The 20,723-nt window shown below is 62.4% G+C and carries 21 protein-coding genes; 7 read left to right on the top strand and 14 right to left on the bottom strand.

All coding sequences use genetic code 11. The features are described from left to right. Positions 1-56 precede the first annotated feature (56 nt). Positions 57-701 carry a DUF1007 family protein gene (locus BSY240_RS19310; protein ID WP_054148167.1) on the top strand — a complete coding sequence of 215 codons (645 nt, stop codon included), beginning with the start codon at positions 57-59 and terminating at the stop codon, positions 699-701. Beyond that, on the top strand, positions 695-1,816 hold the full coding sequence (locus BSY240_RS19305; protein WP_069043405.1) for a nickel/cobalt transporter: 1,122 nt from the start codon (positions 695-697) through the stop codon (positions 1,814-1,816). The genes BSY240_RS19310 and BSY240_RS19305 overlap by 7 nt, the downstream gene beginning before the upstream one ends. Before the next feature lie 6 nt (positions 1,817-1,822). Here BSY240_RS19305 and BSY240_RS24440 read toward each other — a convergent pair whose 3' ends face one another. From BSY240_RS24440 to BSY240_RS19285, 4 genes are all read right to left on the bottom strand, one after another. Beyond that, complete coding sequence (locus BSY240_RS24440; RefSeq protein WP_236759285.1) at positions 1,823-2,224, bottom strand: hypothetical protein; 402 nt, start codon at positions 2,222-2,224, stop codon at positions 1,823-1,825. Positions 2,225-2,238: 14 nt separating this feature from the next. Further along, positions 2,239-2,928 (bottom strand): GNAT family N-acetyltransferase, encoded by a 690-nt coding sequence (locus BSY240_RS19295; protein ID WP_069043404.1) that lies wholly within the window; start codon positions 2,926-2,928, stop codon positions 2,239-2,241. Positions 2,929-3,032: 104 nt separating this feature from the next. Next, positions 3,033-3,731: a tellurite resistance TerB family protein gene (locus BSY240_RS19290; protein WP_069043403.1), complete on the bottom strand. Its 699-nt coding sequence runs from the start codon at positions 3,729-3,731 to the stop codon at positions 3,033-3,035. An 87-nt stretch (positions 3,732-3,818) separates the two neighbouring features. Beyond that, positions 3,819-4,457, bottom strand: a complete 639-nt coding sequence (locus BSY240_RS19285; protein ID WP_069043402.1) for a 2-dehydro-3-deoxy-phosphogluconate aldolase — start codon at positions 4,455-4,457, stop codon at positions 3,819-3,821. A 157-nt stretch (positions 4,458-4,614) separates the two neighbouring features. Here BSY240_RS19285 and BSY240_RS19280 point away from each other — a divergent pair, with 157 nt between their 5' ends. Together BSY240_RS19280 and BSY240_RS19275 are read left to right on the top strand one after the other, a co-directional pair. Further along, on the top strand, positions 4,615-5,097 hold the full coding sequence (locus BSY240_RS19280) for a CYTH domain-containing protein (protein ID WP_069043401.1): 483 nt from the start codon (positions 4,615-4,617) through the stop codon (positions 5,095-5,097). Next, a complete protein-coding gene (locus tag BSY240_RS19275) occupies positions 5,087-5,995 on the top strand; it encodes a CHAD domain-containing protein (RefSeq protein ID WP_069043400.1) in 909 nt (302 codons plus the stop codon). The genes BSY240_RS19280 and BSY240_RS19275 overlap by 11 nt, the downstream gene beginning before the upstream one ends. On the opposite strand, the gene BSY240_RS19270 is transcribed toward BSY240_RS19275, so the two are convergent. From BSY240_RS19270 to BSY240_RS19255, 4 genes are read right to left on the bottom strand one after another with little or no spacing between them, the layout of a single operon-like run. Then, positions 5,992-7,395, bottom strand: a complete 1,404-nt coding sequence (locus BSY240_RS19270) for an ABC transporter ATP-binding protein (protein WP_069043399.1) — start codon at positions 7,393-7,395, stop codon at positions 5,992-5,994. The genes BSY240_RS19275 and BSY240_RS19270 overlap by 4 nt on opposite strands. After that, complete coding sequence (locus BSY240_RS19265; RefSeq protein ID WP_069043398.1) at positions 7,392-8,210, bottom strand: ABC transporter permease; 819 nt, start codon at positions 8,208-8,210, stop codon at positions 7,392-7,394. The genes BSY240_RS19270 and BSY240_RS19265 overlap by 4 nt, the downstream gene beginning before the upstream one ends. Beyond that, positions 8,207-9,142 (bottom strand): ABC transporter permease, encoded by a 936-nt coding sequence (locus BSY240_RS19260; protein ID WP_069044059.1) that lies wholly within the window; start codon positions 9,140-9,142, stop codon positions 8,207-8,209. The genes BSY240_RS19265 and BSY240_RS19260 overlap by 4 nt, the downstream gene beginning before the upstream one ends. Next, a complete protein-coding gene (locus BSY240_RS19255; protein WP_069043397.1) occupies positions 9,139-10,656 on the bottom strand; it encodes an ABC transporter substrate-binding protein in 1,518 nt (505 codons plus the stop codon). Before BSY240_RS19255 ends, BSY240_RS19260 begins: the two co-directional genes overlap by 4 nt. 172 nt (positions 10,657-10,828) lie before the next feature. On the opposite strand from BSY240_RS19255, the gene trhO reads away from it, so the two are divergent. Beyond that, entirely contained in the window at positions 10,829-11,773 is a 945-nt protein-coding gene (gene trhO / locus BSY240_RS19250; RefSeq protein WP_069043396.1) for an oxygen-dependent tRNA uridine(34) hydroxylase TrhO, read from the top strand. Between the two features lie 27 nt (positions 11,774-11,800). Here trhO and BSY240_RS19245 read toward each other — a convergent pair whose 3' ends face one another. The 3 genes from BSY240_RS19245 to BSY240_RS19235 all read right to left on the bottom strand — a co-directional run bounded on the left by BSY240_RS19245 (position 11,801) and on the right by BSY240_RS19235 (position 15,173). Further along, entirely contained in the window at positions 11,801-12,049 is a 249-nt protein-coding gene (locus BSY240_RS19245; protein ID WP_069043395.1) for a hypothetical protein, read from the bottom strand. A gap of 68 nt (positions 12,050-12,117) precedes the next feature. Next, positions 12,118-14,352 carry a putative bifunctional diguanylate cyclase/phosphodiesterase gene (locus BSY240_RS19240; protein WP_069043394.1) on the bottom strand — a complete coding sequence of 745 codons (2,235 nt, stop codon included), beginning with the start codon at positions 14,350-14,352 and terminating at the stop codon, positions 12,118-12,120. Between the two features lie 182 nt (positions 14,353-14,534). After that, positions 14,535-15,173 (bottom strand): NAD(P)H-dependent oxidoreductase, encoded by a 639-nt coding sequence (locus BSY240_RS19235; RefSeq protein WP_069043393.1) that lies wholly within the window; start codon positions 15,171-15,173, stop codon positions 14,535-14,537. Positions 15,174-15,334: 161 nt separating this feature from the next. On the opposite strand from BSY240_RS19235, the gene BSY240_RS19230 reads away from it, so the two are divergent. Continuing rightward, the gene (locus tag BSY240_RS19230) at positions 15,335-15,730 is read left to right on the top strand and encodes a winged helix-turn-helix transcriptional regulator (RefSeq protein ID WP_054148154.1); all 396 of its coding nucleotides are present in this window, start codon (positions 15,335-15,337) and stop codon (positions 15,728-15,730) included. Between the two features lie 33 nt (positions 15,731-15,763). On the opposite strand, the gene BSY240_RS19225 is transcribed toward BSY240_RS19230, so the two are convergent. Both BSY240_RS19225 and BSY240_RS19220 read right to left on the bottom strand, forming a co-directional pair. Next, positions 15,764-17,137, bottom strand: coding sequence for a GH1 family beta-glucosidase (locus BSY240_RS19225; RefSeq protein ID WP_069043392.1), 1,374 nt, complete (start codon positions 17,135-17,137; stop codon positions 15,764-15,766). A 387-nt stretch (positions 17,138-17,524) separates the two neighbouring features. Further along, on the bottom strand, positions 17,525-18,712 hold the full coding sequence (locus tag BSY240_RS19220; protein ID WP_069043391.1) for a Gfo/Idh/MocA family protein: 1,188 nt from the start codon (positions 18,710-18,712) through the stop codon (positions 17,525-17,527). 182 nt (positions 18,713-18,894) lie between these two features. Between BSY240_RS19220 and BSY240_RS19215 the strand changes: the two genes are divergently transcribed. Next, a complete protein-coding gene (locus BSY240_RS19215; RefSeq protein WP_069043390.1) occupies positions 18,895-19,530 on the top strand; it encodes a CatB-related O-acetyltransferase in 636 nt (211 codons plus the stop codon). 2 nt (positions 19,531-19,532) lie between these two features. On the opposite strand, the gene BSY240_RS19210 is transcribed toward BSY240_RS19215, so the two are convergent. Further along, positions 19,533-20,585, bottom strand: coding sequence for a sugar phosphate isomerase/epimerase family protein (locus tag BSY240_RS19210; RefSeq protein WP_069043389.1), 1,053 nt, complete (start codon positions 20,583-20,585; stop codon positions 19,533-19,535). Positions 20,586-20,723: the final 138 nt, after the last annotated feature.

The raw sequence follows: 20,723 nt of genomic DNA, 5'->3' as shown, positions 1-20,723 counted from the left end.
CCATTCATCGGACAGGGAGAGACCTCAAGCGGGAAATCGGGAAGGGTTTTGGGAGCATGCTGAAGAGGCTCGGTTACTGGGCGGCCGCAACGGTCACAGCCTTTGCCACACCGGCACTTTCCCATCCGCATATCTTCGCCGAGGCCCGGCTCGAGATCGTAGCGGCCGATGACGGCACGCTGAAGGAACTGCGCAATGTCTGGCGCTTCGACGACATCTTCTCCTCAAGCGTTCTCATGGACTTCGACAAGAACAGCGACCTGAAGCTCGACCACAGCGAGTTGAACGAAATCGCCAATACGATCCGCGATTCGCTGGGCGATTACAGCTATTTCACCTTCATCACCAAGGATGGCGCCACCTCCGAAATCGCGAAACCCGAGGTCTTCAACGTCGACTTCAAGGACAATCAGCTCCTGGTCTTCTTCGTCGCAAAGCCAAAGACGCCGGTCGTGATCGGCGGGCGGATGAATTTCGGCGTCTACGATCCGACGCTCTACACGGCGATCGACTTCGCCAAGGACGAGGACATGGTGGTCGAGGGCAAGGCCTTCGCGGCCTGCACCCACAAGGTCGTCCGCCCCGATCCGGACGAGGTCATCGCCCAGAACCAGCTCAACCTCACCGAGGCTTTCTTCAGCGACCCGACCGGCAATGACATGGGCAAGCTGTTTGCCACCCGGATGGAGGTCACATGCTGACGACGGCCGGCCGCTTGCGCATTTCGGGTCTCATTGCCGCGACACTGGCGCTTGTGCTTCTCGCAGGCCTCGCCCATGCCGCCTCCCCGCTTGGCATCGGCACGGCCGAACCCAGCTACCAGCCCTCGGGCGGCCCCTTCGCCGAATTGCTGGTCTGGATCAACGCCCACCAGCAGACCTTCTACCGATCGCTCACCGAAGCGCTGAAGGCCATGCGCGAGGATCCCGCAAGTCTCGTCACGCTGGTCGGCCTCTCTTTCTTGTACGGGATTTTCCACGCCGCCGGCCCCGGCCATGGCAAAGCGGTCATCTCATCCTATCTGCTCGCCAATGAAATCGAGCTGCGCCGCGGCATCCTGATTTCCTTCGTCTCGGCATTCCTGCAGGGTCTCGTCGCGATCGCGGTCGTCGGCACTGCCTATGTCGTGCTGCGCGGCACCGCGATCAGCATGACGGATGCGACGCGAACGCTGGAGATTGCGAGCTACGCGATGATCGTCGCCTTCGGCCTGTGGCTGCTGGTGCGCAAGCTGAAGGCCTCCTTCGCACAAACGAATCGGGTGACTGCGGCGACGGGCAGCCTGTTCGAGAGTGCCGACACGTCATCCGGCGGCAGCGTCACGGCCTCGCTGTTTGCTGGTCCGACCGAGACCACCTCGACTGGCGAGACGACCGGCTCACGCTTCCGCGCCCTGGCGGTCGCCCATGATCACGATGCGCTGGCTCCAGGGTCTGTCTGCCACGAATGCGGCATCGCCCACCTGCCCGATCCGAGCCTCGTCGGCGGCAGCGCTTTCAGCCTTCGGGACGCCTGGTCGGCCGTCATCGCGGTCGGAATGCGTCCCTGCTCCGGCGCACTTCTGGTGATGACCTTCTCGCTGCTGAACGGCTTGCTGCTCGGCGGCGTGCTGTCGGTTTTCGCCATGGCACTCGGCACCGCGATCACCGTTTCGATTCTCGCCAGCCTTGCGGTCGGCGCCAAGGGCATTGCGCTGAAACTCTCCGGTCCTGGATCGCGCCGCGCAGGCGTCGTCGCAAGCTCGATCGAAGTCGGCGCAGCACTGCTCGTTATCCTGCTCGGCGCCCTTCTTCTCGCAGCCAGCCTGAACGGCTGAGAGAAATCAGCTCTGGTCCCCGTCCCGGCTGCGCTGATAGCGTGAGCGGAGCCACAGGATCAGAAACATCGCCATCAGGGCGACGCCACCCACGAAGGCACCGAGTTCGGGCGAGTAGCGCCCCAGCCAGAGCACAACGGTCGGAACGATCAGCATCAGGCCGAAGATCACGGCAACAACGACAGCAGCCTGCGCTGCCGGCGAGCGCGTCGTGCTCGACGTTTCCTCGGACCGCGCGACCTTCTTCGGTTCCGGCAATTTGCTGAAGGCGTAGACCACGACCCCGATCGCCACGCAGATGCCGACCGACCAGGCGACCGTCGCGCTCTGGAAGCTCGCATAGGCAAGTGCGGCAACGGTGATTGCCGTGCCGACATAAAGGATGATGCTGAAGATGTTCGGCTTCACGATTTGCTTTCCTATCAGGTCTCTGAGGCCGCGAGCTCGGCCCGCAGATCCTCCAGCCGACGCCGTTGGCGGCCGGCCTCGTCGAAATTCTCAGGCGAAAGCCAGGCCTCGAAGGCGGCTCGGATCAATGGCCACTCACTGTCGATCATCGAGAACCAGGCGGTGTCGCGATTTCGGCCTTTCGACAGCATGTGCTGGCGGAACACGCCTTCGAAGCTGAAGCCGTAGCGCTTCGCCGTCACCTTGCTCGGCTCGTTCTCGTTGTGGCACTTCCATTCGTAGCGGCGATAGCCGAGATCGTCGAAGACGTGCCGGGCCAGAAGATAATGCGCCTCGGTCGAAAGCGGCGAACGGCTCATGGCAGGACCATGCGCCACACCACCGATTTCCACGACGCCATTGGCCGGATCGGGTCGCATGTAGTTTGCCATGCCGACGATCTTGCCCGTCGCCTTATCTCGGAAGACCTCCGTGACCCAGCCACCTTTCTGGACGGCCGCCAACCAGGCCTCGAAATCCTCGATGCCGTTGAAATCGGGCTGAGTGAAGTAGGTGAGCAGCGCATTGATCGCAATCCCGCCGAGACCGCTCCAGAGCGGTGCGAGATGCGCGGCTCGATCATAGGGCTCGACCACGACGAAACGCCCCTCCAGCCTGACAGGCTGGGGTGACGGACATCCCTTGAAGGTCGACAGGTCACGCATGAAAACGCCTCGGGCGAAATAATGGCCCGAGGCTTAGGGCACACAGCCGACAAAGGCAACCATCCGGGCAGTCGCGAGCCCGGACCGGATGCCGCAGCAAAACGTCAGAGGCTGATCTTCGCGGAGGCAACGGTCGCCTCGATATGATCGACCAGCGCATCCGGGAGACCCAAGCGCCCAGCCAGCATGTCGAGGTAACCGCGCTCCGTGCGGGTATCAGGCTCGATGGTCAAACGCGAAGCGGTGTAGATCTCTACCCTCTGCTCCTCGGTCTTGGCCGAAGCAACGAGTGCATCGAGATCGATCGGCTTGGCAAGCTCGGCCTCAATGAAGGCTTCCGCTTCTGCACCGAGGCCGGAGAGATGGATCTTGTCCATGATCCGCGAGCGCTCGCTGGCATCGATATGGCCATCGGCCTTGGCGGCAGCGATCATCGCCCGCACCAGTGACAGGGCGAAATCATTCGAGATGGCCTGGGGCTCGGTGCTGAAGGGCGAATCTTGCGGCGGCGGCAGAAGTTCCGGCAAGGTCTGTGTCGGCTCGGGTTTCTGACCCGTCTGATAATTCTTGTAGGCCTGGTAGCCGAGACCGGCAATCACGGCGAGGCCGCCGAGCTTAAGCGCGTTGCCGCCGAGCGATCGACCGGTCTTCGTGCCGAGCAGCACGGCAGCAAGCGCGCCGCTCTTCCAGGGGTTGGCCTTCGCCATACCGAGGATATCGTTCCCCTTCTGGCCGATCGAGCCGGATGCTCCCGGCATCTGCGATCCGAGGAATTGATCCAGCAGCTTCTTGGCGTCAAACATCGCGGTCTCCTTGTTAAAACGGTCGCCCCCTAGATAGGAAGCGACCGTGACATTACAAAGAGCCTGCTGGACACGCTGATGAAGACATCAACCCTTAAGCGCGGACGCTTCGCTGGCAAGCTTGGTGATGCCAGCCCAGTCGCCGGCCGAAACCAGTTCCTTCGGCGCAACCCAGGAGCCGCCGACACAGACGACGTTCGGCAGCGAAAGGTAGTCCATGGCGTTCTTCAGCGAGATACCGCCGGTCGGGCAGAACAGCGTTCCGGCGAGCGGCGAGGACAGGGCCTTGAGATAGGCGGCACCGCCAGCCTGCTCGGCGGGGAAGAACTTCAGGACCTTGTAGCCCTCTTCGCGCAGCGCCATCACTTCCGAAGCGGTGGCCGCGCCCGGCAGAAGCGGAATGTCGGAGCTCCGTGCCACGTCGAGCAGTTCCTGCGTCGTGCCGGGGCTGACGATGAACTGCGAGCCAGCATCGACGGCTGCGGCATAATGGGCGGCGTTGAGGATGGTACCGGCACCAACGACGGCGCCTTCGACTTCCTGAGCCACGAGCCGGACGGCTTCAAGTGCAGCATCGGTCCGGAGCGTGATTTCGATCGCCTTCAACCCGCCTGCGACAAGAGCACGCGCCAACGGCACCGCCGTCTTGGCATCCTCAACGATCAAAACCGGCACGACCGGCTGAAGCTTCAAGGTGGAGAGGAGCTTTTCGGTTTTGTCGCCCATGGCAGAACCCTCTTTTTAAAACGATTAGATCGGGTTTTCACTAACCCGCGCCGACCGGATTGTCGAGACCGACAGCTAGCACGGAATCTTTCCAGTTTCCTAACACGGCCGCCTCCGCTATGGTCCACCGGCGTAATTGTTTTCGGAGCGTGAGCGTATGGCGAAGGAAATCGAACGCAAGTTTCTTGTGCGGGACGATGCCTGGAAGGGCGGCGTAACGTCCGAGACCCAGATCAGGCAGGCCTATATCTGCGCCGAAAGCGACCGCTCGGTCCGCATCCGCACCAAGAACGATGCGACCGCCCAGGTCACGATCAAATTCGGCAGCAACCTCCGGGTCCGCGACGAATTCGAATACCCCATCCCCATAGACGACGCCCGCGAAATGATCGGCATTGCCGATGGCCATGTGATCGACAAGACACGCTACACGGTCGATTTTGCCGGCTTCACCTGGGAAGTCGACGTCTTCGCCGGCAATCACCGCGGCCTCGTCATTGCCGAAGTCGAGATGCAGTCGGAGACCGATGATCCCAAGCTGCCCGCATGGCTTGGCCGTGAGGTGACGGGAGACAAGCGGTATTCCAACCAGTCCCTCGCGACCCAGCGAAGCCGCACGGGGCTGGTGCATGCCCTATAGGATCAGCCCGGACGCCGGACTGGAGACAGAAGTCAGGCGGATCGCCCGCGAACAGCTGGAGCGCGCCATCGCGGCTCTGGAGACCAGACCCGACGGCTTGCACGAGGCGATCCATGAGGCCCGCAAGAAGTTCAAAAGGGTCCGAAACCTCTACCGTCTCGTCGCCTCCGCCGACAGGACGTTCCGGCGCCAGGAGAATGCCCGCATTAGCGACACCGCCCGCGGCCTCTCTCTTGTCCGTGACGCGACAGCCCTGATCGAAACCGTCGACCACCTTTCCGAGCACACCCTGACCGATGACGAAGCGGAGACCCTGGATGCGGCCCGCACCGTCCTTGTCCTCCGGCGCGACGACATTGCCTCTTCCGAGACGGATCTCGAGGACAAGGTTCGGCACGCGATCGATCAGTGCCACGCAGCTCATGCAGCGCTCGATGCACTCGAACTTCCCTCGAGACCGGGACACGCGGCGCTCCTTCTGGCCAGAGGCTGGCGCAAGGGTTTGCAGCGTGCGGCGGAGGCACTGGAGTTTTGCGAAGGACAAGGCCATGGCGAGGCCTATCACGACCTGCGCAAGGCGGCCCAGGCCTATTGGATGAACCTCTCGCTGATGCGGGAACTCTGGCCGAGTGCCTTTGCCGCCAAACGCCGGGACGCCAAGAGACTGGTTGACCTGCTTGGCCATGAACACGATTTGACGGTGTTGACGGCCCTGCTCGACCATGAGCCCGAGATCTTCGGTAATGGTGAAGGCCAGTCCTTCCTGCTGGCGATCATCATCCGCCGCCAGCAGGACCTGCGCCGCGAAGCTGTGGCACTTGCCGGTCAGGTCTTCGCCGACCCCGCCAAAGACGAGGCCGGTGTCATCGAGACCCTCTGGCTCCGGGCAACGGCCTAGGCGCTGCCGATGCGCACCTGACGATCACAGGTCTTCTCGATCAGGGCTGCGTCGTGGCTGACAAGCAGAACCGCGCAGTTCCGCTCTCGCGCCAGTTCCGTCAAGAGATCGATGGTCTCCTGCTGGGTGATCAGATCGAGACGCGAAGTCGGCTCATCGGCAAACAGGAAGACAGGATCGAGCAGCAGCACGCGCAGAAGAGCGAAACGCTGCAGCTCGCCACCGGAGACCTCCGTCGGGAGGCGCGTCAGAAGCACCTGGGAGAGGCGCAGCCGTTCCATCAGAGGCTGGACGCGCGCCCCATCGAGCCGATGCAGCCGCACCAGATCGGCGATCGCCTCGCCGAGCGTGATCTTCTGCGGAAAGGCAGAGGGCGGATCCTGATAGAGCTTCTGGTAGCGAACGGCAGATGCCTGCGGCAGGCGGGTGACCTCGCCGGCATCGGGTGTCAACAGCCCAAGCAGAACGTCTCCGAGGGAGCTCTTGCCCGATCCGCTCGGCCCCGTGATCCCGACGATCTCGCCGGGACGAAGCGCGATTTCCTGTCCGTCAAACAGCAGCTTGCCGCCACGCGCCTTCTTCAGGCCGGAAGCGATCAGGATCGGGTCGGTATCGTCACGAACTACCGAAGCACGTTGCGCCCAGTTCTCCGGTTCGGCGGCGATCAGCCGCTGCGTATAGCAGTGCGAGGGCGATGCCAGCACGTCTGCCGCCTCGCCCACTTCGATGATCTTGCCCTCCAGCATGACGGCGAGATCGCCGCCCATCTGCCGGGCGAGCGCCAGATCGTGGGTGATGGTGAGCACCGTGCCCCCCGCCTGCACTTCCTGCATCAGAAGCGCGATCACCTCGTCGCGGCGGGCAACATCGAGCCCCTTGGTCGGCTCGTCGGCGATGATGATGCGCGCGCCACCGGCCCTTGCTGCTGCAAAGGCGACACGTTGCGCCATGCCGCCGGAGAGCTGACCCGGGAGCTTTGCCTCGGCATCAAGCACGCCGAGAGCTTCGAGATCGTTCCGGGCCGCATACACGGCCTCGTCTTCGTCGAGACGCCCCAGATAACGATGCCCCTCGGCCACCTGGTCGAGCGCCAACATGGTCGGATCAAGCGCCAGCCAGGGCTCCTGCGGCAGCACGCCGACTGTCCGGCCCCAGAGTTTCCGAAAGAGCTTCGGCTCGGCCAGCGGCAGCGTCTCACCATCAATGGTCAGCGAGCCGGTGGCCGTCAGTCCGTGCGGCAGAAGGCCGATCATCGCCTGGGCAAGCAGGCTCTTGCCCGAGCCGGTTTCGCCGAGAATGGTGAAGGGCCGCCCCGCCTTGAGGGAAAACGAGACCGGGGCCACGATTTCACCCTTGGCGGCAGAGACCGAAGCCCCATCGACGGAAAGCAGAATGGTCATGGCTTGTCCTTTCCGGCGATCAGTTGCAGGGCGAGCACCATCAGGAAGATGACGGCGATCGGCTGCAGAAGCGCATGCGGCGCCTCCTGGTAATAGGGCAGAAGCTCGATCATCATCGATCCGAGCTCCGGGGTCGGCGGACGGACGCCGACGCTGACGAAGCCGAGCGCCGCGATCGCCATGATCGCAGAGGCAGCACCATAGGCGGCCACCGTCAAAATCATCGGCGCAAGCTCCGGCCAGAGATGCCGGCGCAGGATATAGGCGGGACCGAAGCCGAGCAGACGCGAGGCCTCCACCGCTGGTGACAGCAAGAGCGGTCGCGCCATGGCCCGCGTCAGGCGGAAGTATTCGACCCACAGGACCAGCGAGATGCCGACATAAAGCATCGCCGGATAATCAGGCACGATCGCCGTCAGCATCAGCACCAGAAGCAGCCCCGGAAGTGCGAGGAACGCCTCCGACACCGCACCCACGGCGCGATCGGCAAAACCGCCGCGCCAGGCGGCGAGCACGCCGAGCAACACGCCGGGGATCATCGCGGTGAACACCGACAGAAGCGCCAGTCCGAGCGACAGGCGCAAGGCACCCGCAAGCCGCGCCTGCATGGAGCGGCCGAGATGGTCGTAGCCGAACCAGTCAACAGTGCTCGGCCCCTGCAGGCTAAAGCGCAGCGTCTGTTTCAGCGGATCGGCGCCACCGATCAGAAGCGGCAGAAAGGCGAAAGCCAGCAATCCGCCAAGGATCGCCACACCGGCGAGCCGGCGCAGCGGCCAGCGCGCCGGGCGCGGCGCCACATAATCAAACGTGGTCATGCGCTGCGCCTCCGGGGATCGATGCCATGGCAAAAGAGATCGACAAGCGCATTGAGCGCGACGAACATCAATCCCATGACCAGTGCCGTGCCCTGGATCATCGGCACATCACGGCCGAAGATCGCATGCACCAGCGCATGGCCGATGCCCGGCCAGGCAAACAGCGTCTCAACAACGACGACCCCCTCGACGAGGTAGACGAACTGCACACCGAGATAGGTGACGATGGGGACGGCAACATTGCGCAATCCATGCCGCGAAAACACCTGCCACTCGGAGAGCCCCTTCGTGCGGCCGAAGCTGTAGTAAGGCGAGCGCGAAACCGCGACCATGGCATCCCGCGCCACGCGGTTGGAGACGGCCGCAAGACCGAGCGCCAGCGTCAGTGCCGGGAGGACAAGATGCGCACCATGGGTGTGGCCTGCCACGGGCAGCAGATTGAAGGTGATCCCGAAGATGATGATCAGGACCAGGCCGACAACGAACTGCGGCAGGGCACGCAGCCCCGTCGACACCAGCATCAGTGTGCGGTCGAGCACCCCGCCGGGCCTGAGACCCGCGAGAATGCCAAGCGGCGGCCCGATGAACAACGACAGGACGATCGCGGCCAGCGCCAGTTGGACCGTGTGGCCGAGCTGAATGCCGATCTCTTCGATGACCGGTTTGCCGCTGATGAGCGATGTGCCGAGATCAAGGCGCATGAGGTCGGCCATCCAGTCGAAGAGTGCCAGGATGGCCGGCTTTCCGAGATCGAGTTCGGCGGCCACCTTGGCAGCGGCCGCACTGTCGACGACATCGTAGCCATAGCGGCCGGCAGCGATCCGGTAGGCAAGGTCGCCCGGAAGCGACCGTGTCATCACGAAGCAGATGATACCCACCATGAACGCCACCAGAGCCGCCTGGATCAGGCGGTTCAGGATCGCCCTGGTCATTTCGCCCACCGCATGGTTTCAAGACCAAAGGTCCGCTCGAACGGGTCGATCGTGGCACCCTCCAGCTTCGGCGAGAAGGCCACCGTCTGCTGGTACCAGGCGATCGGGATAACAGGCAGATCAGCCTGGATGGCGGCCACGGCCTGGTGGCGCAGCGCCTCGCCTTCAGCGGGGTCCGCAACGCGGGTCAGATCATCCAGCGCCTTTTCGAAGCCGGCATTGGTCCAGTTCATCGCACCCCAGTCACCACCGCCTGGGCCGTAGTCCGAAAGCATGGTGCCGATCGGATCGGGAACCAGCGCGAAGTTGCGCGCCATCAGCGCGAGTTCCAGCGAGCCGTCCTGATGTTTCGCCGGGATCTCGGAGGAATTGGTCGAGTTGATGGTGAGCGCCACACCGATTTCCTTCAGTTGATCCTGCAGGACAGCGGCGATCAGCGGCAGTTCGGGGCGGTCGGGATAGGTGGTCAGCATCAGCGCGAACGGCTTGCCGTCCTTTTGAAGGATGCCGTCGGCACCCGGCGTCCAGCCAAGCTCGGCAAGCAGCGCCTTGGCCTTCTCAGGATCGTAGCCGAGCGGTGCCAGATCGGCATCGTGCCAGATCTTCAGGCTCGGCGGGAAAAGCTGCGTGGCGGCTGCCGGGTAACGCAGGATCGCAACGGCAAGACCCTCGCGGTCGATGGCAAAGCTCAGCGCCTCGCGTGCCTTCACATCGCCGAGAAAGGGATGGCCGGCATTGACCTTCAAGAGCACGCTGCGCGGGATCGATACCGACTGCAGCACGACCTTGTCGCTCTTGGCGAGACGCGTGCGGCTCGCCGGATCCAGGTTGAAGACATAGTCGGCGTCACCGCTTTCAGCCATCAGGGCGCGGGTTTCGGCACGGCTGACCGAGAGATAGGTCGCCTTTTCGATCTCGGGCTTCTGGCCCCAGTAGTCGGCGAAACGTTCAACGGCGAGGCTCTGCGGCGCCTCAAGCTTTGTCAGCTTGAACGGACCCGTGCCGATGATCGCCTTGACGTCAGCACCTTCATAGGCAGCCGGCGCCAGGATCTGGGCGCGGCTTTCGGCAAGGAAGGCCAAGAGCGGCACAAAGGGCTTCGACAAGGAAACAACAACCACGCCCTCGCCGTCCGCCTTGATCTCGGCGATCGGTGCCTTGCTCAGAAGTCCGGCCTTGTCCTTGGCAGTCCGGAGCGCAGAGGCGACTGCCTCCGCCGTCAGTGCGGTGCCGTCCTGGAACCTGACGCCCGACTGCAGCTCGAAGCGCCAGCTCAGGCCGTCGTCGCTGACTGTCCAGCTCTTGGCCAATGCTGGCACCGGATTGCCGTCCTTGTCCGCCTCGACCAGGGTCTCGACGATCCCCATGCGTAGGAAGATGTCGCCTGACTTGGACGGATCGAGACCGCCGATTTCAAAGGGCGCGACGATGCCGACGACGCCGTCGTCCGCGATGGTGGGCGCCGCACCGGCGAGCAGAAGCGCGAGTGAGGCTGCGAAGATATTCTTGAACATTAGGATCACCTATAATGTTATAAAGTTACACCCCTCTACTCAAAGCTTTTCGCGCTGTCCAGTGCTGCAACGCACCAACGCATAATCGGCGATCGACTTGACGATTTTCAAACTTACCCGGGCGAACGGAAATCCGTTGCGCAGCAGGGGCCGAGGGGGTATTTCGCAGACCATGACCGAACACACTTCAGCTCCCCGCCCTGAGACAACCGGCGCCTTTTGCGTCGCCGCCCTCTATCACTTTGCCAAGTTCCCGCGCTTCGAAAGCTTCCAGGAGCCCCTCGAGACCCTTTGCAAAACAGAAGGCGTCAAGGGCACGCTGCTGATTGCCCATGAAGGCATCAACGGCACCATCGCCGGCACAGACGTCGCGATCGCCAAGGTGCTTGCCTACATTCGTAGTCAGCAGGAATTCTCGAACCTGGAGCACAAGGAAAGCCGGGCCTCCAAGATGCCCTTCCTGCGCATGAAGGTTCGGCTGAAAAAGGAAATCGTCACCATGGGCGTCGAGGACATCGACCCCAACGAGATCGTCGGCACCTATGTCGATCCGAAGGACTGGAACGATCTGATTTCGGATCCCGAGACCGTCGTCATCGACACCCGCAACGACTATGAGACGGCAATCGGCATCTTCCGCGGCGCCGTTGACCCGAACACAAAGACGTTTCGCGAGTTTCCCAACTGGGTGAAGAACAATCCCGGGCTGCACAACAAGCCGAAAATTGCCATGTATTGCACCGGCGGCATCCGCTGCGAGAAGGCGACGGCCTTCATGAAGCAACAGGGCTTCGACGAGGTCTACCACCTCAAGGGTGGCATCCTGAAATATCTGGAGGAAGTGCCGGAAGAACAGAGCCTCTGGGATGGCGCCTGCTTCGTCTTTGACGAGCGGGTCTCCGTGACCCATGGCCTTAAAGAGGGCGATCACAGGCTCTGCCATGCCTGCCGCAACCCGATCACGGCAGAGGAACTGACCCATCCGCATTACGAGGAAGGTGTCTCCTGCAGCCATTGCTATCCCGAACGCAGCGAGGCCGACCGGGACCGCTATCGTCAGCGTCAGTTGCAGATCGCGCTCGCACGGAAGCGTGGCGAAAAGCACATCGGCGGCTGAAAGCCGCCGATGGAATGCTTGGCCTGATCAGCCGGAGATCGTATCTCCGCGCTTCCAGCCTTTGCGACCCCAGTTTCTGAGCCGCATGCGCGGTGCGACCACCAGCGCGAAGAAGGGTGCAGCGGCAAAGGCGGCGATCACGACCAGCGGCAGCAGGACCTTGGCGTGAGCAGCCAAAGCCGGGATCGACAGCACGAGAATGGCGCCGACTCCGAAGATCACGGCATTGATCATCATGCCGCAGACGATTTTAAGCCAGGTATCTGTGGTGAACATGGAATGTCTCCTTTCTGAAAGGAGAAGGCGCAAGACCGGCAATCGTTCCCGATCATCCGTTCCTATGCTCAGGCCGGCAGGCCACCATCGCGGCCGCCGGCAAAGGCAAGTTCGGCAGCCTTGGCCCGCAGTTCCATCGGTCTCAGCATCAGCGCGGCAATCTGTTCTGGGGACTGCGGACGGCCGAAGAGATAACCCTGCAACTGGTCGCAGCCAGCAATCCGAAGGATGACGGCCTGCTGCTCGGTCTCGACCCCCTCGGCCGTGACGGGGATGCCGAGCGAGCGGGCGAGAGCCACAGTTGCCTGCAGCATTTCCACGGCCCGATGACCCCGATCGAGTGATTGCACGAGCGACCGGTCGATCTTCATCCGATCGAAGCCGAATTGCCGGAGATAGCCAACACTGGAAAAACCCGCGCCGAAATCATCAAGTGCGATCCTGAGGCCAAGCGACCGCAGCCGGTCCATGGCGAGCCTTGCCCGTTCGGGGCTCTGGATGAAGTAGGTTTCGGTCATCTCCATGACGACCCGACCAGGCTCGATGCGCGCCTCCGCGAAGGTCGCCGCGACATGATCGACAAAGGCCGGATCCCGGAACTGACCGGGAGAAACGTTGACAGAGAGCTTCAGCTCAGGCCAATCGCCGAGCTGGCGAAGAGCCTGGCTGAGAACGCAGAGCCCGAGCTGATCGATCAGGCCGCTGGTCTCGGCGATCGGAATGAACACGTCAGGCGACACCGGCCCATGGCCCCGGCGCGTCCAGCGCGCCAGCGCCTCGACACTGACGAGCGTGAAGGTCTTGGCATCGACGACCGGCTGGTAAACGACCTCGATCTCACCGTGTGCAATGGCCTCGCGCAGATCGATTTCCATCTGATTGCGGTTTTGCCGCTCTTCATCCATGCGGGGGTCGTAGACCGTCCAGCGGCCCCGGCCACCATCCTTGGACGAATACATGGCCATGTCGGCGCGGCGCGTCAGCTCGCCGCCATCGACAAGACCGCCCTCGGAAACGCAGATGCCGATGCTGCATCCGACAACCACGGTCCGTTCGCCCAGAAGTACCGGCTCATCGAAGAAGGCGATGATCGAAGTTGCGAGTGAAAGGGCCCGTTCCTGCGCATCCTTGCCCGTGAGCACGATACCGAATTCGTCGCCACCGATCCGGGCAAGGGACGAAGCATCCCCGACCAGAACCGAGAGGCCGGCCGCGACCGCGCGGATGAGCCGGTCACCCGTCGCATGACCATAGGCGTCATTCACCTCCTTGAAGCCATCCAGATCGAGATAGAGCAGCACGACATCTTCGTTCATGTCGCGCCCGCGTCGCACCTGATCCTCAAGCAACTGGGTCAGGCCGGCTCGATTGAGAAGTCCGCTGAGGCGGTCGGACTGGGCGAGTTTGACGGCATTGGCTTCATCCGCCCGCACCCGGCGCAACTCGGCATTACCGATGATGACGAGCAGGAGGGCATAGATGGTGACGATCACCAGCGCCGCCTTGATCAGGGGCGCGACCTGTTCGCGGCTCTGGTCCCCCGGGGCACGCGGGGTCCAGGCCAGGGAGGCGATGGCCTGACCGGAAGGGGCAGAAATCGTGACGGATGCATTGTTCGTGGATGGCGGCGTGAGGACGAGGCCGGGCAGCACATAGGCGTCGGACAGTCGCTCCACCGTAAGCGGCGAAAGATGCCGGATGAAAGCGAGATAGACCTGCTCTCCCGGAGGAACGCCGACGTCTCCTGATTTCGGACGGATCAGGGCAACGCCGGCAGAGCCGATCCCCCTCTGCGTGCGGATGAAGCCGAGCGACTGTGGAACGAGGCCGCTCTGGCCCGAGCGCACCTTGTCGAAGAGCTCCATCAACGCCGGTGTCAGATAACCGCGGGCATCGCCCTCGACCGGCTCCCCGTCAGAATAGGCCATCATCGGACGACCCTCGGCATCGAGCACGATCGCCACGTCGAAGAGGTCGCTATCGAAGGTCATGTCGCCGAAGTTGCTGATCATCCAGGCCATGTCCTTGTGGACATAGGCATTAGTCGCGGCATCATCCCAGGCGGTATAGTCGATCAGTGTCGCGCCCAGCTGATGTTCGAAGGTCTGAACGGCGCCGACGAGCGTTTCGCGCGAGCGTTCCTCGTCCAGATGGTTGGCATAGCTTGCGACACGATCGAGCGCGGTCATCACGATCGAGGCAACCATCATCGCCATGGTCGCGAAAACGACGAGCAAGACTGCGACCGCCACCCGTCGGGTGGCAAGTGGCCGTAGCCGTCTGTCGAAATGGTGAAGCCGCATACGATCTACCCAAGGCTGAAGCCACACCTTGCGTCGAAATGTGTTCAATTTGACTTAACACACTGAAGAGCATGCAGAATAACCAACTACCCGAATATCCTGATATGCAACGAAAAAGGACCCCGGTTTCCCGGAGCCCTTTGCAGGTCGGCCTGGAGGAACCGACACGGATAGACGGATGGTCAGTCGACGACGGAGACGAACTCATCCTTCGGACGACGCACCTTCTTCAGTCCGGCAAGCCAGTCGCCTTCGGCGGCGCGATAGCCGAGCGGCAGGATCGTCACCGAGCGCAGACCCTTTTCACGCAAGCCCAGGATCTCGTCGAGCTTGGGCGCATCGAAGCCTTCCATCGGGGTGGCATCGACGCCTTCGAAGGCGGCAGCAGCAACGGACATGCCAAAGCCGATATAGGCCTGGCGGGCGGCATGCTCGAAGTTCACGTCGGCATCGCGACCCGGATACATGCCGAGCAGCATCTGGCGATAATTCTCCCAGCCTTCGTTCTTGAAGCCACGCTCCTCGTTGGTCAGGTCGAACATGTGGTTGATGCGCTCGACCGTGTAGTTGTCCCAGGCAGCGAAGACGAGAAGATGCGAACCTTCGGTCACCTGCGCCTGGTTCCAGGCGATTTCCTGGATCTTTGCACGGACGTCCTTGTTGGTAACGACGATCACTTCAAAGGGCTGCAGGCCGCTGGAGGTCGGTGCGAGACGCGCGGCCTCGACAATGCGCTCGACCTTGTCCTCGGACACGGACTTGGAAGGGTCCATCTTCTTGGTGGCGTAACGCCAGTTCAGCTTTTCAATCAATGCGGACATCGTGTCGCTCCTGTTTGAACCCTCAAGGCGCCACGGGAGTTGGCACGGCCGGTCGGGTCTGGTATAAATTCGTAACCAGGCCTAGATATGGAACCGGAAAATTTGTGCAAGAAGGCACATTTTTGATACCAGGTTACACCGATGGAACGATTGGAACCACGATGTGCGACAACTATGACCCGACCAAGTGCCAGACCGTCAGCGAAATGCTGGCGAGACTGGGCGACAAATGGACGGTTCTGGTCATCATGATGCTAGGAGACGGGCCGCAGCGCTTTTCCGATCTCAAGCGCTCCGTCGTCGGCATATCCCAGCGCATGCTGACATTGACACTGCGCGCACTGGAACGCGACGGCATCGTGGAGCGCACGGTGCACCCGACCGTGCCGCCCAAGGTGGAATATGCTCTGACCGATCTCGGCCGTTCTTTCGGCGAGCCGATCCGGGCGCTAGGTGGCTGGGTCTTCACCCATCACGACCGCATCCAGTCGGCCCGTGCCGACTTCGACCGGCGCAACGAAGTGGATGCCGGCAACAAGCTGATCAAGCTCGGCTGACCAGGATTACGGGGGCCAGAGCCCCCTGCCCGGTCAATCCGCCTTGAAGTTCCCCTTCGGAAACTCTGAGGCAAGATCACGATACCACTTGCCGCTCTTCTTGATGGTGCGGACCTGGGTGTCGTAATCGACATGCACGAGGCCGAAGCGCATTCGGTAGCCCTCGGCCCATTCGAAATTGTCCATCAGCGACCAGGCGAAATAGCCCTGCATCGGATAGCCCTCGGCGATCAGGTCGGCGACCTTGTCGAGATGTTCGGCATAGTAATCCAGCCGCGGCTGGTCCTCGACCTCGCCAGACTCGACCTCCATATTGTAGCAGGCGCCGTTCTCGGTGATGTAGCAGACCGGCAGGTCGTAGCGGGCATAGAGACGCTCGACGAGCGACTTCAGCGCCGGCGCATAGACCTCCCAGCCGATATCGGTTTTCACATCCGAAACCGGAGCCGCATTGACAGTCGCCGGGAATTCCGCACCCGGTGTTGGATCGTCGGCAACGCGCATCGGCGTGTAGTAGTTCAGCCCCCACCAGTCGAGTTTCTGGTTGATGATGCCGAGATCGCCGTCCTCGATCTTGGGCATGCGATGGCCAAGCGCCGAGAGGAACTTGGCCGGATATTCGCCCTTGAAGACTGGATCGAAGAAGACGCCATTGTGGAACTGATGCGCGCGTTCGGCGGCAGCGAGATCTTCAGCGCTGTCGGAGCCCGGCAGCGTCTCATGCGCATTGAGCACCAACCCCACGGGCACCTTGGGGCTAATTTCCCGGATCGCCTGAACGGAAAGCCCGTGCGCGAGATTGGTGTAATGCAGCGCATGGAGAGCTGCATCCATGCTGCGTTCGCCCGGCGCATGCACGCCGTAGAGATGGCTGAGCCAGACCGAGCACCAGGGCTCGTTGAAGGTTGCGACCGCATCGAGCCGATCACCGAGGCGCTCCATCACCACCCTGGTGTAGCGCTGGAAGGCCTGTGCCGTCGACCGCGCCGTCCATCCACCCTCGCCCATCAGGGAGAGCGGCAGATCCCAGTGATAGAGCGTCGCATAGGCCTTGATGCCGCGCGCCTTCAATCCGTCCACGAGGTTGTCGTAGAAATCGAGGCCCTTCTCATTGATCGGTCCGGTCCCCTCGGGCAGGACACGCGGCCAGGCGATCGAGAACCGATAGCCGGTAACGCCCATGTCCTTGATCAGATCAAGATCGCTTTCCCACCTGTTGTAGTGATCGCAGGCAATGTCTCCATTGTGCCGCCCGAAGACCCGGCCCGGCATGTTGGAGAACGCATCCCAGATTGAGGGCTTGCGCCCATCCGCCTTCGACGCCCCTTCGATCTGGAAGGAGGCGGTCGCGACCCCGAACAGGAAGTCACCGGGAAAACGCGAGGCGAGAGCCTTGGGATCGATCATCAAACATGTCCTTCGTCATATCAGGGCGAACTGGGGGCGCCACTGGTCTTTCGATGAGCGGTTTAGAACAAAGGCGCGACGCGGTGAAGACATCAGGAACAAAAAACTGCAACGTTACAGTTTTCACACCCTCCCCTTGAGGGGGAGGGTCGGAGCAAAGCTCCGGGGTGGGTAACTCCGGGGCTGCCAGAGCGCCTGCGTGACCTCCTCTCCCCTCGGGGAGAGGGTCGCTGAGCGAAGCGGAGGCGGGGTGAGGGGGCGGATCGGCGAAGCGTTGAACAGACAGCCTGAGCTTCGCTCCCCCTCATCCGCCCTTCGGGCACCTTCTCCCCGCTGGGGAGAAGAGGGAGACACCCGGCGATCTCCCCCCTCAAGCGGGAGGTGGAGTTACACCTTCACCCAACCGCCATTCTTCTTGCCGGACTCGATGCAAGCCTCAACAAACGCCACACCCTTCACGCCGTCATCGACAGTCGGATAGACCACCGCCGGATCGACAGCAGCACCCGACTTCGCCGCATTGATGGCGGCAGCGGCTTCCGTGTAGATCGTCGCGAAGGCTTCCAGATAACCCTCGGGATGACCCGACGGAATACGGGTCACACGGCCAGCCGCAGCATTCGCCCCTGCCCCGCCACGTGTGATCAGCTGCTTCGGCTCGCCGAGACGCGTGAACCACAGATAGTTCGGATCGGCCTGCGTCCATTCGATCCCGGCCTTGGTGCCGTAGATCCGGACTTTCAGCCCGTTCTCGTTGCCGGTCGCCACCTGGCTGCACCACAGCAGACCCTTGGCGGGCGTTTCTGTACCCTTGGCCTTGAAGCGCAGCATCACATGCGCGTTGTCGTCGAGACGCCGACCTTCGACGAAGGTGTGCACGTCGGCCGCCAGCTCGTCGAGTTCGAGGCCGGAGATGAACGAGCCGAGATTATAGGCATGCGTGCCGATGTCGCCGGTCGAACCGCCAGCGCCCGACTGCTTCGGATCGGTACGCCAGGCAGCCTGCTTCTGTCCGGTCTGCTCGATCGGCTCTGCCAGCCAATCCTGCGGATACTCCATCTGCACCAGGCGGAGATCGCCGAGTTCGCCGGAGCGCACCAGTTCGCGCGCATGCCGCACCATGGGATAGCCGGTGTAATTGTGGGTGAGGATGAACAGTGCCTTCGCCTTGTCGGCAACCGCCTTCAGCGCCTTGGCATCTTCGAGGTTCGAGGTCAGCGGCTTGTCGCAGATGACGTGGATGCCGCGCTCCAGAAAAGCCTTGGCCGCCGGGAAATGCACATGGTTCGGCGTCACGATCGAGACGGCCTCAATGCCATCAGGACGGGCCGCTTCCTTCTCCGCCATCTCCTCATAGGAGCCATAACAACGCTCCGGATCGAGCCCGAGTTCGCGGCCGGAGGCCACCGACTTCTCCGGCGTCGAGGACAGAGCACCGGCAACGAGGTCGTACTGGTCGTCGAGACGGGCCGCCATGCGGTGCACCGCGCCGATAAAGGCACCGGCGCCACCGCCGACCATGCCCAACCGGATCTTTGGTGTCCGTTCGCCCGACTTGCTTGCTTCGATCGCCATGATGCGTCCTCCTTCATGAGCTGCGTCTGGAGTTCACGCCCCAGATCCGTTAGACTGGCACCCGAGAAGAAGGATGCCCTGACAGTGAACAACTGAGATCCGCCTCTTCAGAGGCAAAGCAACCGAGCCGGTGTCAGCAATCGACGCGACGCCATAACTCCGCCTTTGCAAGGATCTCGACCATGCCTTTTCTCGACCCGAGACAAGCCTATCCCATCACGCTCGCCGACGGCACACCCTACCGCGAAACTGTCCAGCTTGCTGTTGTCATCCACCATCCGCGCATGGAGATAGGCGACTTCAGCTATTTCACCCATTCCGGCAAAGTGGGCGAAACGGCAGCGATCCTCGCGCCCTATCTCTACCCCTTCAGCCAGGAACGACTGGTGATCGGCCGTTTCGTGCAGATCGCCCGGGAGGCAATCATCATAACAAGCTCGGCCAACCATGCCATGTCGGGCGTGACGACCTATCCCTTCCGCGTCTTCAGTCCTCAGACCATCGGCGGCTACCAGGATCTGCCTTTCCAGGACACCGTTGTCGGCCACGACGTCTGGATCGGCCATGGTGCAACGATCATGCCGGGGGTCACGATCGGCTCCGGAGCCATCATTGCAGCCCGCGCCGTCGTCACCCGTGAAGTGCCGCCTTACGCAATCGTCGGCGGCAACCCGGCAACCGTGATCCGTATGCGCTTCACCGACGAGGAGATCGCCGACCTGCTGGCACTCGCCTGGTGGGACTGGCCGCTCGACAAGATCGAACGCGCCCTGCCCTACCTCGAGAGCGGCGACATCGCCGCCCTCAGCCAAGTCTAGCCTCAGAGACCTAGCATCCGACGGTTCGCCGCATCATCCGTGCCGCCGGAAGCGAAGTCGTCGAACGCCTTCTCGGTGACGCGGATGATATGCGCCCGGACGAAATCGGCTCCTTCGCGGGCGCCGTCTTCCGGGTGCTTCAGCGCGCATTCCCACTCGACAACGGCCCAGCCGTCGAAATCGTTCGCCGCCATCTTCGAGAAGATCGCGCCGAAATCGACCTGGCCGTCGCCGAGCGAGCGAAAACGCCCTGCCCTGTTCACCCAGCCCTGGTAACCGCCATAGACGCCCTGCCGGCCGGTCGGATTGAACTCCGCGTCCTTGACGTGGAACATCTTGATCCGGTCCTTGTAGATGTCGATGTTGTCGAGATAGTCGAGGCACTGCAGCACATAATGCGACGGGTCGTAGAGCATGTTGGCGCGGGAATGGTTTTTCACCCGTTCCAGAAACATCTCGAAGGTGACGCCGTCATGCAGGTCTTCGCCCGGATGGATCTCGTAACAAACATCGACGCCCTGCTCCTCGGCATAATCGAGGATCGGCGTCCAGCGGCGCGCCAACTCGTCGAAGGCGGTCTCGACGAGACCGGCCGGGCGCTGCGGCCAGGGATAGATATAGGGCCAGGCGAGCGCGCCCGAGAAGGTCGCATGCGCCTTGATGCCGAGATTGCGCGAGGCCTTCAGCGCGTATTTCACTTGGCTCACGGCCCATTCCTGCCGCGCCTTCGGATTGCCGCGCACTTCGGGTGCCGCAAAGCCGTCAAAGGCTTCGTCATAGGCCGGATGAACCGCGACCAGCTGGCCCTGAAGGTGGGTGGAGAGTTCAGTGATCTCGACGCCGTTCTGGCGCGCCACGCCGGCGAGTTCGTCGCAATAATCCTTGGATTCAGCGGCCTTCTTCAGGTCCATCAGCTGGCCGGCCCAGGTCGGAACCTGGACGCCCTCATAACCCTTTTCGGCCGCCCATTTGGTAATCCCATCCCAGGTGTTGAAAGGTGCGGCATCACCCGCAAACTGGCCGAGAAAGATCGCCGGTCCCTTGATCGTCTTCATGAATTCTCCTCCCTGAGTATTCCTGCAACGTTTCCGTGAACGATTACAGGAGATGGAATTTCGACACAACCGCAATGATGTTTACAGCGGAAATCTGCCCGGGAAAAACCCGGGCAGACAATGGCGTCGCAGTCCTGG

The sequence above is a fragment of the Agrobacterium sp. RAC06 genome (genome assembly GCF_001713475.1).
In the GTDB taxonomy this organism is placed as follows: domain Bacteria; phylum Pseudomonadota; class Alphaproteobacteria; order Rhizobiales; family Rhizobiaceae; genus Allorhizobium.
The sequence above is the reverse complement of the archived record's forward strand: the minus strand, read 5'-3'. Positions and strand labels throughout refer to the sequence as shown.